This window comes from Flectobacillus rivi, from assembly GCF_030056655.1.
Classification (GTDB): Bacteria; Bacteroidota; Bacteroidia; order Cytophagales; family Spirosomataceae; genus Flectobacillus; species Flectobacillus rivi.
The window spans coordinates 1-16,920 of sequence record NZ_JASHIE010000016.1 but is presented as its reverse complement, the minus strand read 5'-3'; the positions used below and the strand labels follow the sequence as shown (position 1 = coordinate 16,920).

Genomic DNA, 16,920 nt, shown 5'->3' with positions numbered 1-16,920 from the left:
CACTTTGTCCCTGTTCACTCTATTACAATTTTATCAAACCCAATGCTATTGCTTCAGGAAAAGAGATTTCATCTTGAAAATCTGGCTCAATAATTACACCTTCGCCTAGTTCTCGTAAATGTCTCCACTCCGCTTCTAGTCCATTTTCTAGAATAAAACTACCTCTTACAATCAAACTCAAGTGTGCTACATTTGCTTTTTTCATGCTAGCACTTACTTTTTTCAATGCTTCTGTTTGTTTAATAGAATTGGTTTGAGCTATTTCTTGAGACTTATTTGAGACTACCGCCTGAAGTTCTTCTAGTGATTCTACGGGTTTTTCTACAGTAGCTTTGGCTAATTGTTGAATCAGTTTTTTCTCAATTTTTTTGCTTCCTTCTAAAACTTGCTGTTTTAAGGCACCTTGCATTTTGTCAATTCCTTGCGCAAAAACGGCATCACGTTTAATGGTGGCAGGACTTACTTTAAATTCCTCAGCCAACACAGATGCTGTATCTACAATATCGGTGTAGGTACCGCGCAAACCACCTTGGCGGTTTTTCATACGTTGATACTTTAGACCTCTAAAATACGAAAGCTGCTCGACAGTCATATTTCGGCGTCCTACCTGAAAGTCAATCATAAAATCTTTTACTTCGTCTATCGAAGGAAAAGTCATCAAGTCAATTTGAAAATCGACTCTATTTTTCTGACAAATTTCATAACGGTGATGGCCATCAAACAACACAAAAGCAGGCTCACTAGGCGTAGGATGGCTTGGATTGATTACTCCTTGTGTTGTATCCCAAACCAACAACGGTGTACGACAACCATTGGCAATAATGCTATCTTCTAAAGATTTATATTCTTCGGCGCTCAAACTCGGAATAAATTCTTTGAGCTCTGGTAAAACCAAAAGGTTTTTTTTTACATTCTCAGATGAAATTAACTTATTGTTTTTGAGCGTATTAGCAGTATTAATAGCTACCTGTTTTTTAAAATCTATCCCTTTCATACCCCTTGTTAGTTATTAATCACTTGCAAATATTCAACGTATTCATCACAAAAATCTTTGTAACATTTATAGGCTTCCGACGACGCATTCAATGTTCCTAAGGTAGCTTGTAAAGCCTGAGATTTCTGAAAATCAATCAAGTGTCTAATTTCGGTATTGAACACCCTAAAATCACTTCCCATGTTAGCTCTCAACGCTTCTTTGAAGCCATCGTGAACGGTATTCTTTTTGACCATCGTAAAAACAATCCCATCCAAGGTCAAGTCACGATTGGTATGCGTTTTTACTTCGCTGATACGGTTTAACAAAGAGTTGAGTCCCTTCAAAGACGATGACTCAGGAAGCATTGCAATCAAGGTAGAGTTGGATGCATTCAGTGCTGATACGGTCAACTTACTCAAACTTGGAGGGCAATCGATGAGAATATAGTCGTATTCCTCCAAAAGCGGCTCAATTTTATGCTTTAATCGAACGTCACCTCCTACTTTTGATAACAAATCAACCTCAATTTCTGCTAAAGTAATATCGGATGGAGCTAACCAAAGGTTTTCTAAAATCTGAACTGTAGGTAATTGGATATCGGTAAATAGGCAATCTGCAATTTGCAATTCAGGATTTTCAATGCCCAAAATTTGAGATAAGTTACCTTGTGGGTCAAAATCAATAAGTAATACCTTAAAGCCTTTTCTTACTAGTGTTTCACCCAAACAGGCTGTCGTGGTAGTTTTTCCAACTCCACCTTTGTGATTTACAATCGAGATTACGCGAGCACTTTGATAGAGGTATTCGTTATAGCCATACTTGCGTAAAATAGGTTCTAATTTGGCCAAATCGTCTTCACTGAGTTTTCGAGAACCATTCGAATTGAAAACTAAGTCTAATTTGCGTTTGGGTAATCCTGCTTCGTCATTAACTCCATTGACACTGAGGGATGGATTGTGACGAAAGAAAGAGACTATTTTCTCTAAAGTCAGGTTGCTTCTCATAAATATTGTTTCGTAAACTTGATACTCTGATCAAATAATGTGTTGATTTTCTAGAAATAATTTAACCCTAATGCTTTGGCTTGGGCGCCGTAATGTTTCACTAAACCTTCAAACAGATTCAAATCGTGGTAATGTTCGAGCGTTGTAATGACTATTGCTTCAAATCCTGTGTTTTCATTAAAATAGGCCAAAAAGCTATCAAGGCTAATTTCTGTACCTACTTTGGATACGTAGCTGTCATAATAAATCGCAGAAAAAGCAGAAGTATTGAGCGAATTCAATACTCTTTGATACAATTGATGATTCTGTTGAAGTGACTCTAACACCAATTTTTTCTTTTGCTTGTACACTTCATGCAAAAAATCATCTTGCTGTTGCTTAAGTTGCTCAAGTTGAAGTTTTTCATTTTCAGACTTCTTCAATACCGCTTTCAATACTCTCTTTTCCTCTTCTACAGCCTTTTGGCGCTCTACCAATTGCGATGAGCTAACAATGGTTTTGAGATATGCGGGAATATTCTTGATTTTCTTGGGCTCTTTTTCCAGTTCTGTTTGTACGTATTCCACGCCCAAAATCACCTGTTCGATAGGATATTGCTCAAGCCAATTTTGCAACGTCGACGAGTCTATCCCCCAAACTTGTACTATTCCAGAAAGTCTCTGCAAAGTACTTGACTCAAAATTGGGTTGGGTATTTGACTCAACCACTTCATAATTTGAATCTTCTGCTTCTTGACTCGTTGGATTAGTCTCTACTTCCAACTGAGCTTGCGTTTTGTTAGGGTTTTTCCGAATCACAAATTGCAGAGCTACTACTTTTTTGCCTTCTTTGATTTCATTGAAATCAAAAATCAAATCAGAGTTTTTAATCAGCTCGTCTTGCGCTTTGACAACTACTTTTTGCTTAAACAAACCGTATAACTCATATTTGTTTTCGAGATTAAACATCCGACGCATTTCTTCTACAGTAAATTGAAACTTGCCGAAACGCTCAAACTCTTTACAAAAACCATAAAACCGAATAGCATACACACTATCCATCGACACGATGTTGCGCACATCGATGTAAGTAAAATTCTTTTTGAGTTGCAACAAATAGGCATCCAACATTGGAGGGAACAAAAAACTAAATGCGCCTTCTTTTTTGTGATATTCAATTTGTGCTAAAATATTGGCCACTTTCCACCCCCGTTCATCTTCCAAGAAGATTTCTTTTTTCATCAACTTCCGTGACTCCTTTTCCAACAGGTTGTAGAGATAATCACTAGTTTTTGTTTTTAGAAACTGAGATACTTCCGAAACCTTCACTTTGGTCACCTTAAAACCAGATGAAGTCTGGTCTGTATTTAAAACCAAAAAGTGAAAAATCTTCATTTGAAAGGCTGTTAAGTCAAACCTTGCATTGAGCAATGGATTTCCCAACACCACCATATAAGAACTACTGGAGATTCGCTCCAATGCTTCTATTTCTTTGTTTTCTTGGGTAGTTCTCTTTTTAATACCTTGCTTCATAGTTAATCTCTCATCATATTCTTTCAAAATTTATATATATCAAAAATAGTGATTCAATTTTGTATCAAAATTACAAGAATATTTTATTAATGCAAGTAAAATAGATTCAAAATTGTATCATTGCTAGGTTTATGAATGTTCCTAGAAATTGTATTTTTCCGATATTACAAATAACACTCTAAAAGTTATACTTGACACTTCAAAAGTTATATTAACACACTCTAAAAGTTATATTAACACACTCTAAAAGTTATACTTGACACTTCAAAAGTTATATTAAGCACTCTAAAAGTTACATTAACACTATGTAAAAAACTGAAAATCAATTAGTTACACAGGAGGAAATATTAGGAAATACTTAAGGAAATAAAAAAGAAATACTCTCAAATGTAAAAAGTGAGATTTTTTTGATTGTTTTTTGAAGAAAAAAAATTGGATAAAAATAAAGGATACTTTTAAAGTCAAAATCCACTTTTTTTTGTAAAACTCCTACTTTGTGTGAAATAAGAATTTTTGCGCCAACACTTCAAAAGTTATATTTAAAATATTTGGGCGAAATTTAATCCTTTGCGGCAACACTCTAAAAGTTATGGTTAAAAAGTACTCTATTTTGTTTAGTCTGTAGAGTCACTAGATAATTAGTGCTTTTTTGCCTTGAAATCTTCGATTTAAGACACTTTTATAGTTCTTGTGGGTAAATACTTCACTTAAACTTAAATTGTTGCTAAAAAACGTGGTTTATGGAGGTTTTACTTAAATGACTTGAATAAAAATCTTAGAAAGCAAGTTGAATCAAAATTTTCTGAGGATTTTAATCTTCATATCAATATCCTCATTCCTTCGAGCAAAGTATCATCGTGATACTTTGCTCGAAGGAATAAAACAGTTCTATGATGATACTTGCGCCTTGAAGGAGTCATTAACGTTGTATCGTTCACAAGTACACTGTTTACAAAATTTTAACGAATCCTGTGGGATTGGTTTATTGCAGTGTTCTAGATTCATTAAAGAACAAGTATTGGCAGAGCTTGAAGGTGAAAGTATTATGACGTTAATATTGAAAGTTGGATATCGAGAGGACTGCTTTTAACAAATAGGTTTTCAAACAATTATGCTAAAAAGTTGTAGTTAGTTTTTTCAATTTTTTATAAAACTTGATATACTTTACGCTGTTGTTTCTGAAAATCAAGAAATTATAAGAAGCTGGCAAAAATGGCGATTTTAAGAAAATTAAGCAGAAAAGCAAAGTGCCACAGTGATACTTTGCCCCTCTTTCACACTTCAAAAGTTATATTTAGAAGCCTCAATAATATAACTTTTGAAGTGTGATTTTAGAAAATTTGATTGATTTTTGAGGACTAAAATGACTAAATTATGTAAGGTTTTGGTACTGACATTAGGCAAAAAAAATCCCATCAAAGGTCTATTTTTGATGGGATTTGAAATTATTTGAACACTGTTTTTATCACCACAGGTTGATGATCAGAAGGGTATTTGTTGTCGTAAGCATCTGTTAAAACGGCATATTTTAATACTTCAAAATGCTTATCTACAAAAATATAATCGATTCTATCTTTGAGCGGAGCATCATGTTTGAAACCATTAAACGTACCCACAGGACCATAAGGAGGCATTTTTGTCACTAAGTACGAATCGCCCAATGAAGCTTGCATGATTTTGATTTGCTCTGTATCTGGAGTAGAGTTGAAGTCTCCTACACAAATTGCAGGCGTGTTTTTAGCAATCTCCTTAATTTTCTGAACCATCAAGAAGCCTGATTGACGACGAGCCTCAACGCCTTGGTGGTCAAAATGCACGCTAAAGAAATAAAATGTTTTACCTGATTTAATCTCTTTAAATTTTCCCCAAGAACAAATACGATTGCAACAGGTAGCATCCCAGCCTTTTGAGGGTTTATCTGGTGTTTGGCTCAACCAAAAATCCCCATGTTCTAATAGCTTAAATTTATCTTTTCTATACACGATGGCAGAATGCTCTCCCGCTTCTTTACCATCATCACGTCCTACGCCTGTGTAAGTATATTCAGGCATTTCGACCAAGTCTTTTAATTGACCTGCAAAGCCTTCTTGCGTTCCGAAAATATCGAATTCATGATAACGAATTAGTTTTTTTACTTCCTCTTTTCGGTTTGGCCAAGCATTGATACCATCACCAGCCGTGTTGAGTCTTAAATTATAAGTGGCAACATTGAGTGTTTGAGATGAAGCTTCTTGCATTAAAAGCAAGCCTGCGATAAGTCCGAGGATTTTTTTCATAAGATGAGATTTGTTTTAGTTGATATAAAAATTGAGTGTTTGGGGCAAAGTATCACAATGAGCTTTTGCCTAGTTGGTTTCGTCACTGATGATACTTTTTACTTTTTTCGCATTTTTGATTCTATAATTGAGCGTAAGATTAATTTGTCGTCTTCTAAATTGAGAGCTTCCGTCGGTAATAAAATTGGCTCCTTCAGTCACAAAGCGAGAAACTCTAGTGTTGAAAATGTCCATAATATTCAAATTAAGTGTCCCTTTTCCTTGAAAGACCTCCTTACTTACTGAAAAATCGATATAATACATGGAGAGTCGTCGGCCTTGTACCGTTTTTTGCGGCGCTTCATAATTGGCTCTTACCTGAATATCTAGGCGGTTGGGCAAACTAAATTTTGAGGTATGTCTTGCAAACCAGCTTTGAGTATTTCGTTTATAATTTTCGTCGATATTACTTCCATCCATGTCGGCATTGAAAATACTAAAACTGAAATCACTTTTCCACCATTGGTAAAAATTGACTTGTGAAGCGATGTCTAAGCCAAATGATTTTTCTCCCGTTAAGTTTTCAGGTCTTGTTGTAGCAAATCCCAAATCATTCACACTTCTAATCGTTTGAATTTTGTCTTTGGTATCTCTGTAGAACAAAGATGAACTTAAAGACCCAAATTTAAAGTATTTGATATGACCAATTTCAAAAGCATTTGTAAACTCTGGATTAAGATTTGGATTACCCCCAAAAAAGTTGCGACTATCCGAGAACGTTGCAAAAGGACTTAAATCATTATAAAAAGGTCTTCTTACCCGACGGCTAAAGCTAAATTGTAGGGAGTTTTCGTTGGGCATCTCCCAAGCAATATGGGCACTTGGGAATAGATTTGAGTAATTTCTAGGATTTACTTCATTGGTTTCTCGTAGGGTAGTCTTCACATTCGTCCATTCAGCTCTCAATCCAATTTGATAGGATAGTTTTTTGTATTTGTCACCTACGATTCCATACACTGCATTGATGTTTTCGGTATAGATAAAATAGTTTTTTAATCCTGGCAATGGTACAAAGACACCATTTTCATTTTGTTGATTTACCACATAATCATTGACCATATCTCTAAAATTGGCTCTTGCTCCTACTTCCACTTTTCCATCTTTGTGGATTGGTTTTGAGTAATCCGTTTGAAATAGCCATTGCTTTTCATATTCATCATTCAAGGAGTTTTGTAGCAAAGTTTGGGCTTTATCAATTGAGCCGTTTGGCATAAACGCATTTTGGGTAAATAATTGGTCAGAGCGCTCCCAATTATCGATATAGCGTACTTCAGCAGAAAAGCTATGATTTTTCTTATCAAAATCTCGACGATATGTTAAAGCATACTCCGAGTTTGGTTCGGTTTCTTTTTCGTCTTGTTGACGATATGTTGTTCTGATGAGATTACTTAATGAATTATAATAATCTCTGTAAGTTAAATCTGTAATTCTACGAGCATCTGAGCGACGGAATAAATAGGATGCAGTCAAATAGCTTTTTTCAGAAAAGAAATAATCCAAACCCCCTTGAATGTTATTATTAAAGCCCTTGAGGTTACCGTTTCTATCTTGGTCCGAAATAACGGTTGTGTCACCATTAAATACTTGTTGAAAATTATGGGCAATATTGGGCGTAATACGATATGCGATGCCATAATTGAGAAAAAAGTTTAGCTTTTGATGACGGTAGTTCATATTAATACCCAACCCTTCATTGACAGGATAACCTGTAATCACATCAAATGAACCATTGAAACCCTGTTTTTTATCTTTTTTCAAAACAATATTAATAATGCCAGCCATACCTTCTGCTTCATATCGTGCCGAAGGATTCGTAATTACTTCTACCCGCTCAATCATGCTTGCTTGTAAAGATTGAAGTCCTGCACCACCTTTGAAACTTACCAATCCTGACGGTTTTCCATCGATCAAGATACGAACATTGTCGCTTCCACGGAGTTTGATACCGCCATCTGGCTCAACAGATACCGAAGGAATATTGGTAAGAATGTCACTGGCTGTACCACCAGCATTGGCTAAATCTTTTCCGACGTTGAAGACTCTTTTATCTAATGCCATTTCCATCGTACTTTTTTCTGCACGCACTTCCACTTCCGTAAGTTGTTGACTTTGTGTTTGGAGGAGAATATTACCAAGATTAATCGCTGCATTTGATTTATCAAGGGTTAGCATATCGGATTTCCAGATTTTGTAGCCCATAAATTCAGTAGCCACAACATAAATTCCATAGGGAACTTGGAGTGAGAAAGTGCCTTTTTCGGTGGTAATTCCTCCTGTGATTAGTTTATCAGTTTTTGCATCAAGTACACGAATACTTGCATAAGACATGATTTCAGAAGTCTTTGAATCAATAACTTTCCCGCTAATGGTGGCTTTATTTTGAGAATAAAGCGGAATACTGACAAGAATAGAAATGAAAGCAAAAAGAAAGGTAAAAGTAAATTTCATAAGTTAAATAGTATTTTAATTGGATACACAAAAATACAAAGTAAAATGCTAGACTCTATCCTTGCATAAAGGGCAAAGTATCACAATGATCTTTTGCTTAGTTTCGAAAAATCTTGTTATTAGCCGAAGTCATATTCTCAGACATATTTTTACAGTTTAAAAACTGGAGCAATAGTGAGTCCGAGACAAAGCCTCGAACTAGAGAGCAAAGTATCACGATGAGCTTTTGCTTAGCATTGCAAAAATCTTCTTGCTAGTTCAAGCCTTATTCTTGGACTTATTTTTTCAAACAGTTTTAAAACAAAAGCAATAGCGAGTCCGAGTCAAAGTTTCGAACTAGTGAGCAAAGTATCACAATGAGCTTTTGCTTAGCATAGCAAAAATCTTCTTGCTAGTCCAAGGCTTATTCTTGGGCTTATTTTTTTGCATTTTAAAAACTGAAGCAATAGTGAGCCCGAGACAAAGCCTCAAACTAGTAGGCAAAGTATCACAATGAGCTTTTGCACCTTGATTATGGGAGAAAAATAAAGGGCAAAGTATCAGAATGACACTTTGCCCTTTAAACTAAAAACGGAGTATGTAATTATTTATATGCTGAAATCGTCTGAATCGTACCATCTGGGTTATGGTGTAATTCAGTCACTTTTACATTTCTCAAGTGTGTTTGTCCCGATAGCTGAACATCGTGATAAAACAAATACCATTTCCCTTTTACTTCAACTATAGAATGGTGGTTTGTCCAGCCTTCAACAGGGTTTAGTACAACTCCTTTGTAAGTAAATGGTCCATAGGGAGAATCTCCTGTGGCATAACTGATAAAATGAGTATCACCAGTAGAGTAGGAGAAATAGTATTTTCCTTTGTATTTATGCATCCAAGCAGCCTCAAAAAATCTCTTATCATTGTTTCCCTCCAATAATACATTTCCTTGCTCGTCTAAGATTTGAATGTCTTTTGGACTTTCTGAAAAACTTTTTAGATCAGAGGATAGTTTAGCAATCTTGGGTAGTAGCGCTTTTTCGTTCGCTTTTTGCAAAGCGCCATTAGCATCATATTTACCTGTTTTCCAACGTTGCAATTGTCCACCCCAAATACCTCCAAAATACATATAATAGCTACCATCAGAGTCTTTAAAAACTGCAGGGTCTATACTAAAGCTACCTTCGATGGGTTTTGGCTCAGCTTTAAATGGACCGTAAGATTTTTTGCTAGTTGCTACTCCAATTCTAAAAATTCCTTCTTGGTCTTTGGCTGGGAAAAATAGATAGTATGTCCCGTTTTTGTAGGCCGCATCTGGTGCCCATAATTGCTTGCTAGCCCAAGGTACATCCTTCAAGTCAAGAGCAACGCCATGATCAGTAACTTTCCCACCAATTTTATCCATTGAAAGAATATGAAAATCTTTCATGTCAAACTTGGCTCCATCTGCATCTCTACTAACATTCGTTTCAATATCATGCGAAGGATAGATATAAATTTTTCCTTCAAAAACATGCGCAGAAGGATCTGCCGTATAGATATGCTTTACGAGTGGTTGAGAAATAGGCTGCTTTTTCTGCTGAGCAATTGAGATTTGCGATAGCAAAAAAAATGCTGATGAATATATACCTAAACTTCTTATTTTCATTTTAATAATACAAAATAATTATATTTAAATTTTACTTAAATGTTTGTATATAAATTATTTATACAAAGTTAAAGCAATATTATTTAGAAACCAATAGAATTGCCTCCATCTACAGGTAATGATGCACCAGTAATATATTTTGCAGCGTCTGAAGCTAAAAATACTACTGCCGTACCAATATCTTCTGGTTTTCCAAAAAAGCCCATAGGCGTTCGGTCAAGTGCTTTATTCATACGTGCAGGGTCGCTATTCATAGCTGTTTGCATCATAGCTGTTTCGATAAAGCCAGGTGCGACTGCATTGACCCTAACTTGGCTAGGAGATAAATCCATCGCTAACGATTTTACAAGTCCTTCGACGCCGTGTTTTGAGGCAGAGTAAGCAGGTACTCGGTCGATACCATAATAGGCAGCCATAGACGAAATCATGATAATATTTCCCGATTTACGACCCACCATACGTTGAGCGACAGCTCTTGTTAAAGAAAATACAGAGTTAAGATTCGTATGAATAATTCTTTGGAATTCTTCATCAGTTACTTCTAAGGCTGGTTTTTTCATGTTTATTCCAGCATTGTTAACGAGAATATCAATAGTCCCGATTTGTGTTTCGATATGCTCAACTAGGTTTTCTAATTGGTCAAGCACAGTTACATCGTTTACCACATATTTGGCTTTATCTCCTAATTGCTGAACGGCTTCTTGAAGTGCATGTTCACGACGTCCTGTAATGACAACCGTCGCACCAGCGTTAATCATACATTGAGCTATGGCAAAGCCAATACCACTTCCGCCGCCAGTAATAAGGGCAATTTTATTATCAAGTCTAAAATTCATAAGGTAATTAAGTTTGGGTGTCGAGCTAAGACTCTGATTTAAAATATGAACTGACAGATTATTAGCTCGAAATTTTAATTGAATGTTATGCTGTAAGGGTATTACCATTGATGGAGCTATTTCCACAAAGGCAAAATGAATGTCTATTTACTCAAGGCTTAATGCCTATTACTTAAGTTGATAAATTCGAACAATTTCTTTCATTTCGTCGAGCGTTCTGGATGGTGCTTGATATGGGGCAGGAATGGCTTGTTTTGAGTATTGTTGAAAGTACAACACGCAAGCATCTCGCCAATTCAGTGCCTCACGATGCTGAGCCGCTAATCGACCAGATACATCAGCAAATATTTGTGGGTCGATAGAAGACTGAACAGAATTCCATTGTTTTTGCATCCACTCGACAGATTGTACACCTGCGTAATAGCGACTACTGAACTCATTCCAGAGCGTTTTGCCAGAACTAAGTTTTTTATTCCAAGAAACATGGTGAAACCAGAGCAAATAGGGGAGAGGACAAGTATCTGGATTTCCCCACTGAGTTTGAACTTCTTTGGCATATAACCCAAGAGCATTACTTCCTTGGGCAGTTCTGTCAAAACCAAGACCTACAGAGTCGGCGCGATGGTAATAAATGGCGGTCCAGTCGGGGCGTGCACTTTTTTCTAGCCAAGGTTCTGGTCCAAAGTGAATATTTTGTCCCATTACATGATGAAGACCAAGAGGAGTAGTAAAATCCACATAAATTTCACGTGATTTCATCATCAAATCTTGAATCGTCGCAACTGCTTTAGGCTCTTGAGTTAGACTCACTTTTATCCATTCCGAAGCAATTTGTTCAGAGCTAAGACTATGATTCCACGCCAATCTACCAAAGGCATACCAATTGGCTTGAGACATTAAATGCCCCGTCCAGTTACGATCTGAACCTGTATTCGCTACACCAGCTATAGCCGTAAGTGAATGATTATCAATACTTCCATCAACGATTTTTGCAACTGTTGAACCTTTGCCATTTGAATAAGTATCACTTTCTAGACACTCTTTGAAAAGTGGTGCTTCGTACACAAGATTGGTACTAAAACCCAAATACTCTTGTGTAAGCTGAAATTCCATAGCAAGAGGCGTTTTTGGCATAGCACCAAAAAGCGGATGGAATGGCTCACGAGATTGGAAATCTATCGGTCCATTTTTTACCTGTACTAACACATTAGAAGCAAATGTGCCATCAAGAGGCTTAAAATCCTTATAAGCTTCTTTGAAACGGTCGCCTTTAGGATCGGCGGCGTAAACAAAAGCACGCCAAATGACAATTCCTTTGTAAGGTGCTACTGCTTCGGCAAGCATATTAGCGCCATCAGCATGAGTTCTGCCAAAGTCTTGAGGACCAGGTTCGCCTTCGGAATTAGCTTTTACCAAGTATCCTCCAAAATCAGGAATAGCAGCATAAATTTCCTTAGTGACATTTTTCCACCAATTTCTTACTTCTGGAGCCATTGGGTCAGAGTTTTTTGCACCACCCAAAAGTTTTGGCGCTGCAAAATTTAAGGAAAGAAATACCTTTATCCCGTAAGGACGAAAAACATCTGCTAGGGCTTTTACTTTTACAATATATTCTTTGGTCAAAAACCTAGCACTGGCATTAACGTTATTCAAAACAACCGCATTGATACCGATTGAGGCATTTGCACGAGCATAATCGATGTATCGTTGGTCTATTACTTCTGGTAATTCATACCATTTCCACAGAGAAGAACCCGCATAACCACGTTCGATAGTACCAAGGGGATTATCCCAGTGGTTGAGCATTCGGTACTTGATTTTTGGTGAATCCGTGATATTGATTTGTGCGATTGAACTTCCACTTTGTAGTTGTCTCAAAAAAGCAAAAGAACCATATAATACGCCAGAAGCTGTACGAGAGCGAATGACGATATTCTGATTTTCTTCACGGATTGAAAAACCATCTTCAGCAAGTTGATTCGTTTGTTCATTTTGAATAACTTGAAGAATGATACCTCCCTTTTTTCCTGCTGGATTAGTTAAAATCAAAATCTTTTTCCCTAATAATCCAGACAAACCAGCTTGCAGTTCTTTTTGGGCTGTTTTTGTAATAACTTCTTGATTATCAGAGTAAATGAACTGACATTTTTGAGCATAGCTATTTCTTTGTTGAATATTAGCAACAAGGTCAAATTTTAACCAAAGCCTATACCCATCATCCGCATGAGCCAATTGAGTGACGCTCAAAAGTAGAATGATAATTAATTTTTTAAAATATCTCATAGTAATATTGATGCCAAATTGTGAAGTTAATTTTGCCAATTGTCAAGGACTACAATATGCTCCTCTTGATTCCTAATTCTAGTCCTCTAAGTTCTGCAAGCCCTTTTAATCGACCAATGGCAGAATATCCGGGATAGGTTTTTTTCCCGTTAGTCAAATCATCCAGCATCAAATGACCATGATCTGGACGCATTGGGATCTGACGTTCGGCTCCTTTTTTGTTTTCTTCCAAAACTACCGCTTTCACTACCTCATACATATCGACATCGCCAGTGAGATGTGCAGCTTCATGAAAATTCAAAGGGTTTTCTTCTCTTTTGGTTGTTCGTAAATGCAAAAAATGGATACGATGTCCCCAACGAGTTATCATTCCTGCCAAATCGTTATCTTCTCTAACTCCCAGAGAACCAGTGCAAAACGTAATGCCATTGGCTGTGACGTCGCATGCTTGCATCAATTGTACCAAATCAGACTCGGTACTCACGACACGTGGTAAGCCCAACAATGATTTTGGAGGATCATCTGGGTGAATACATAGATTGACGCCTAGTTCTTGGGCTAACGGTGCAATCTGCTGAATAAAGTAATACAGATTAGCACGAAGTTCGGCATCACCGATATGAGCGTAATTGTTTAATAAACCTTGAAAAGTAGTAAGACTAAATGCTTCTTCTGAGCCGGGCAAACCTAGCAGAACAGTATTGGTTAACTCCTTGAGTTCATCCTCTGTCATTTGCTCGAATTTAGCTTTTGCAGCCTCCTGAACCTCTTGCGTATAATCATTTTTGGCATTGGGACGTTGAAGGATATATAAATCGAACAAGGCGAAATCTTGCCAAACAAAGCGTAAGGCTTGAGAACCATCTGGCATGCTATAATTTAGCTTGGTGCGCGACCAGTCCAAGACAGGCATAAAATTGTAGCAAACAATAGTAACCCCACACGCCGCCAAATTGCGTAGAGAAGTTTTGTAGTTCTCAATATATAAATCACGAGAAGGAAGTCCTTTTTTGATATCCTCGTGCACAGGGAGACTTTCTACAACGAGCCATTTTAAGGATGAATACTGTTGATTATCAGCTTCAATGATTTGAATTCTTTCTTGAATGGCCTCTTTAGACCATATTTCACCGACAGGAATTTGATGGAGAGCGGAAACAACCCCCGTACACCCTGCCTGGCGAATATCCATGAGCGAGACAGGGTCTTTAGGGCCAAACCAACGCATAGTATGTATCATACTCAGTAGTTTTTGGAAATAGTACTTCTTTAAAAAGTTCAAGATTTTCGGAAATCATTTCCGATACTTGATATTAATTTGGGGAGATTTGAACTAAATGTAAGGCTATATTTTTATATTAAACAAAGTTTTTCTTGATATATTTTTATAAAAATATCGCAAACGTTTTCGAAAACGAAGCCGATATATATCGCTATATTCAATAAAAAGTTCTACTTTTAGAAACGCGAATCTACTTGTATTTTTGACGATAGAATAGGTAGATGTTATGTATAAAAAAAATACAAAAATGAGGTTGGAGATAGTAGAAATATGCCAAAAGGTAAAGGAGTATTTGACTCAGGCAATTATTCTACATTTACATTAATACGCATTAGGCTGTAAGCCGTAGGCATTAGGCAAAATGTATTCATGATTTATTTAAAACACTTTTATACTTTAGGCTTACGGCAAATAGCTTACTATTGCGGGTAAAATACCCACAAACTTACTCAGACACAATCAAGCATACACTATATGATACAATGCACTAATTGTCAAGAAACACAAAATTTGGTAAAGGCAGGCTTTGTAAGAGGCAAGCAGCGGTTTCTTTGTAAATCTTGCGAAAGTTATTTCACTGTACAAACTACACCAGTTACGCCAGCTAAGAAAAACCACCAAACGACCATCGTCGATATTGCAAAGGCCTTGGGCGTTGCGCCTTCGACTGTTTCTAGAGCTTTAAATAATAGCAAGGAAATTAATGAAAATACTCGACAAGAGATTTTGAGGGTAGCGCAAGAACTGGATTATCGTCCCAATTTGTTGGCACAAAGCCTCAATAGGGGAGCTACAAATACCATTGGCGTGGTGATTCCAGATATCCAGCGACCATTTTTTGCTGGGGTATTGTCTGGTATTCAACAAGTGGCGAGTAATGCAGGTTATCGAGTGATGATTTGCCAGTCAAATGAATCTCATTCGACCGAAACGCTCAATGTTCAGGCTTTAATGAGTAGTCAGGTAGATGGTTTGTTGATTAGTCATTCTGTCGAAACAACCTCTTTTGAGCATATTAAGCTCCATCTGAATAGAGGTATTCCGATTGTTCATTTTGATAGAGTTGCCTATGAGCTTCCAACCGCTAAAGTGATTCTTGATAACTTCAGAGGTTCTTTTTTGTTGGTAGAACATCTCATAAAGCAAGGGTGTAAACGTATTGCTATTTGTGCTGGTCCTAAAGAGCTACTGATTAGTCAGGAGCGATTTGAAGGATATAAATCTGCTTTACAAGAATACGGATTAAGTTTCGACCCTGATTTGGTTTATCACATAGGTTTTAGAAAAAACGAGGCTGTTGATGCGCTGAATCAATGGTTATCATTGGAATCGCCACCAGATGCCATTTTTGCGGTTCATCATGGCAATGCGATTGAGCTTATGGTAGAATTGAAAAAGAGAGGTATTAAAATTCCAGCGCAAATTGCTGTGGCAGGTTTTGGGGATGATCAAATTGCTGAATTAATAGAGCCAGCCTTAACTGTTTTTCATCAATTTCCTTTACAAGTGGGCGAAATAGCGGCTAATACCCTCATCAATAATATTATCGATGGAGATAATTTTGTACCAGAAGATATTATCGTACAAGGGAAATTGGTTGTGAGAAAGTCTTCTTTGAAGATTTGAAGATTTGAAGATTTGAAGATTTGAAGATTTGAAGATTTGAAGATTTGAAGATTTGAAGATTTGAAGATTTTCAAAAATAGATAAATAGCAAGTTAGTTAGAAAATAGTAGATTTCTGATAAGCCTTGAGTTTAAATAAAACATGAGTCATCCCGAATTTTGCATTGCGAAGTAGCACCATAGCATGTTTTGGATGGCAGTTCTCAATCGATAAATCGGTGTCAAAGCATTTTGGCACCGATTTCCTGTTCTATGGGCATATTGCTTGATGATTATCTTGATAATAGATGGCCAATTCCTGATGAGTTTCATCAAGAAGTCGTAAATAAGTGTGACAATAGCTAATAATTTAAGGGTATTCTCGAAAAACCATAACCTAGGTGATTCAATAGCTAGCTCGGTTTTGGCGAATCTAAACGCTTGTTCAATATTCCATCGATGCATGTAGCTATGACATATTTCCCAAGCTTCCTTAGCTGATTCTACAGGCAATGAGGTTAATAAATATAGTGGAGACTGATAGTTTTTGGTATCTCTCACTATCACTAAAGACAAGTTAATATCTTCAAAACTAGGGTGTTGAACTTGAGCCCAAGCAATAGAAATGCTCTTGAGAATCTTTCTTTGAGAATCGAGCGCAATTTTTTTACTTCTGGCTTTAAAAGAGCGCGCTAGAAGATGGGTTTGCTTTTTACCTTTAGTTGAGTGGATAAGTAAATGATTCTTCTTCCATCGAACTAGGAAATCTTGTTCGAAGTTCGTAAACCACTCGATAGTCCATTCATTTGCATAACCACGGTCAAGCACATGCAGGATGCCTTTTCCTACTTGTTTTTGTAGTTTTTCTAGCATCCGAAAAATAATGTTTCGACCATATTCCTTGTATTTACCTCTGGTAGTCCACCAACTCATTTGACATACACTTACAGACTCACCCAAAGCTGAGAGCAACGTACTTGTCCAATGATAACCAGGAACACAAATACGTTTATTCGGGGGAGAATAGTAGCCTT

Annotated in this window: 11 protein-coding genes; 1 reads left to right on the top strand and 10 read right to left on the bottom strand. The window is 36.8% G+C overall.

Annotated elements, in window-relative coordinates:
- Positions 1-22: 22 nt before the first annotated feature.
- The 9 genes from QM481_RS20260 to uxuA form a co-directional block, all read right to left on the bottom strand.
- Positions 23-994 carry a ParB N-terminal domain-containing protein gene (locus QM481_RS20260; RefSeq protein ID WP_283383074.1) on the bottom strand — a complete coding sequence of 324 codons (972 nt, stop codon included), beginning with the start codon at positions 992-994 and terminating at the stop codon, positions 23-25.
- Between the two features lie 8 nt (positions 995-1,002).
- Complete coding sequence (locus QM481_RS20255; protein WP_095163861.1) at positions 1,003-1,980, bottom strand: ParA family protein; 978 nt, start codon at positions 1,978-1,980, stop codon at positions 1,003-1,005.
- Positions 1,981-2,030: 50 nt separating this feature from the next.
- Positions 2,031-3,491: a replication initiation protein gene (locus QM481_RS20250; RefSeq protein WP_166552712.1), complete on the bottom strand. Its 1,461-nt coding sequence runs from the start codon at positions 3,489-3,491 to the stop codon at positions 2,031-2,033.
- A gap of 1,445 nt (positions 3,492-4,936) precedes the next feature.
- The gene (locus tag QM481_RS20245) at positions 4,937-5,767 is read right to left on the bottom strand and encodes an endonuclease/exonuclease/phosphatase family protein (RefSeq protein ID WP_283383073.1); all 831 of its coding nucleotides are present in this window, start codon (positions 5,765-5,767) and stop codon (positions 4,937-4,939) included.
- A 69-nt stretch (positions 5,768-5,836) separates the two neighbouring features.
- Positions 5,837-8,254 carry a TonB-dependent receptor gene (locus QM481_RS20240; RefSeq protein WP_283383072.1) on the bottom strand — a complete coding sequence of 806 codons (2,418 nt, stop codon included), beginning with the start codon at positions 8,252-8,254 and terminating at the stop codon, positions 5,837-5,839.
- A gap of 583 nt (positions 8,255-8,837) precedes the next feature.
- Positions 8,838-9,881 (bottom strand): glycoside hydrolase family 43 protein, encoded by a 1,044-nt coding sequence (locus QM481_RS20235; protein ID WP_283383071.1) that lies wholly within the window; start codon positions 9,879-9,881, stop codon positions 8,838-8,840.
- 83 nt (positions 9,882-9,964) lie between these two features.
- Positions 9,965-10,717: an SDR family NAD(P)-dependent oxidoreductase gene (locus QM481_RS20230; RefSeq protein WP_166552716.1), complete on the bottom strand. Its 753-nt coding sequence runs from the start codon at positions 10,715-10,717 to the stop codon at positions 9,965-9,967.
- Between the two features lie 168 nt (positions 10,718-10,885).
- A complete protein-coding gene (locus QM481_RS20225; RefSeq protein ID WP_283383070.1) occupies positions 10,886-13,000 on the bottom strand; it encodes an alpha-glucuronidase family glycosyl hydrolase in 2,115 nt (704 codons plus the stop codon).
- 49 nt (positions 13,001-13,049) lie between these two features.
- Entirely contained in the window at positions 13,050-14,240 is a 1,191-nt protein-coding gene (gene uxuA, locus QM481_RS20220) for a mannonate dehydratase (protein WP_283383069.1), read from the bottom strand.
- A 516-nt stretch (positions 14,241-14,756) separates the two neighbouring features.
- On the opposite strand from uxuA, the gene QM481_RS20215 reads away from it, so the two are divergent.
- Positions 14,757-15,908, top strand: a complete 1,152-nt coding sequence (locus QM481_RS20215; protein WP_166552718.1) for a LacI family DNA-binding transcriptional regulator — start codon at positions 14,757-14,759, stop codon at positions 15,906-15,908.
- Positions 15,909-16,054: 146 nt separating this feature from the next.
- Here QM481_RS20215 and QM481_RS20210 read toward each other — a convergent pair.
- On the bottom strand, positions 16,055-16,920 hold an 866-nt coding region (locus QM481_RS20210), incomplete at its 5' end, for a transposase (RefSeq protein ID WP_283383068.1).

What these genes read in the sequence shown, in the direction of transcription:
- QM481_RS20260 (WP_283383074.1), bottom strand. Translation starts at nt 994, where the DNA reads ATGAAAGGGATAGATTTTAAAAAACAGGTAGCTATTAATACTGCTAAT.
- QM481_RS20255 (WP_095163861.1), bottom strand. Translation starts at nt 1,980, where the DNA reads ATGAGAAGCAACCTGACTTTAGAGAAAATAGTCTCTTTCTTTCGTCAC.
- QM481_RS20250 (WP_166552712.1), bottom strand. Translation starts at nt 3,491, where the DNA reads ATGAAGCAAGGTATTAAAAAGAGAACTACCCAAGAAAACAAAGAAATA.
- QM481_RS20245 (WP_283383073.1), bottom strand. Translation starts at nt 5,767, where the DNA reads ATGAAAAAAATCCTCGGACTTATCGCAGGCTTGCTTTTAATGCAAGAA.
- QM481_RS20240 (WP_283383072.1), bottom strand. Translation starts at nt 8,254, where the DNA reads ATGAAATTTACTTTTACCTTTCTTTTTGCTTTCATTTCTATTCTTGTC.
- QM481_RS20235 (WP_283383071.1), bottom strand. Translation starts at nt 9,881, where the DNA reads ATGAAAATAAGAAGTTTAGGTATATATTCATCAGCATTTTTTTTGCTA.
- QM481_RS20230 (WP_166552716.1), bottom strand. Translation starts at nt 10,717, where the DNA reads ATGAATTTTAGACTTGATAATAAAATTGCCCTTATTACTGGCGGCGGA.
- QM481_RS20225 (WP_283383070.1), bottom strand. Translation starts at nt 13,000, where the DNA reads ATGAGATATTTTAAAAAATTAATTATCATTCTACTTTTGAGCGTCACT.
- uxuA (WP_283383069.1), bottom strand. Translation starts at nt 14,240, where the DNA reads ATGATACATACTATGCGTTGGTTTGGCCCTAAAGACCCTGTCTCGCTC.
- QM481_RS20215 (WP_166552718.1), top strand. Translation starts at nt 14,757, where the DNA reads ATGATACAATGCACTAATTGTCAAGAAACACAAAATTTGGTAAAGGCA.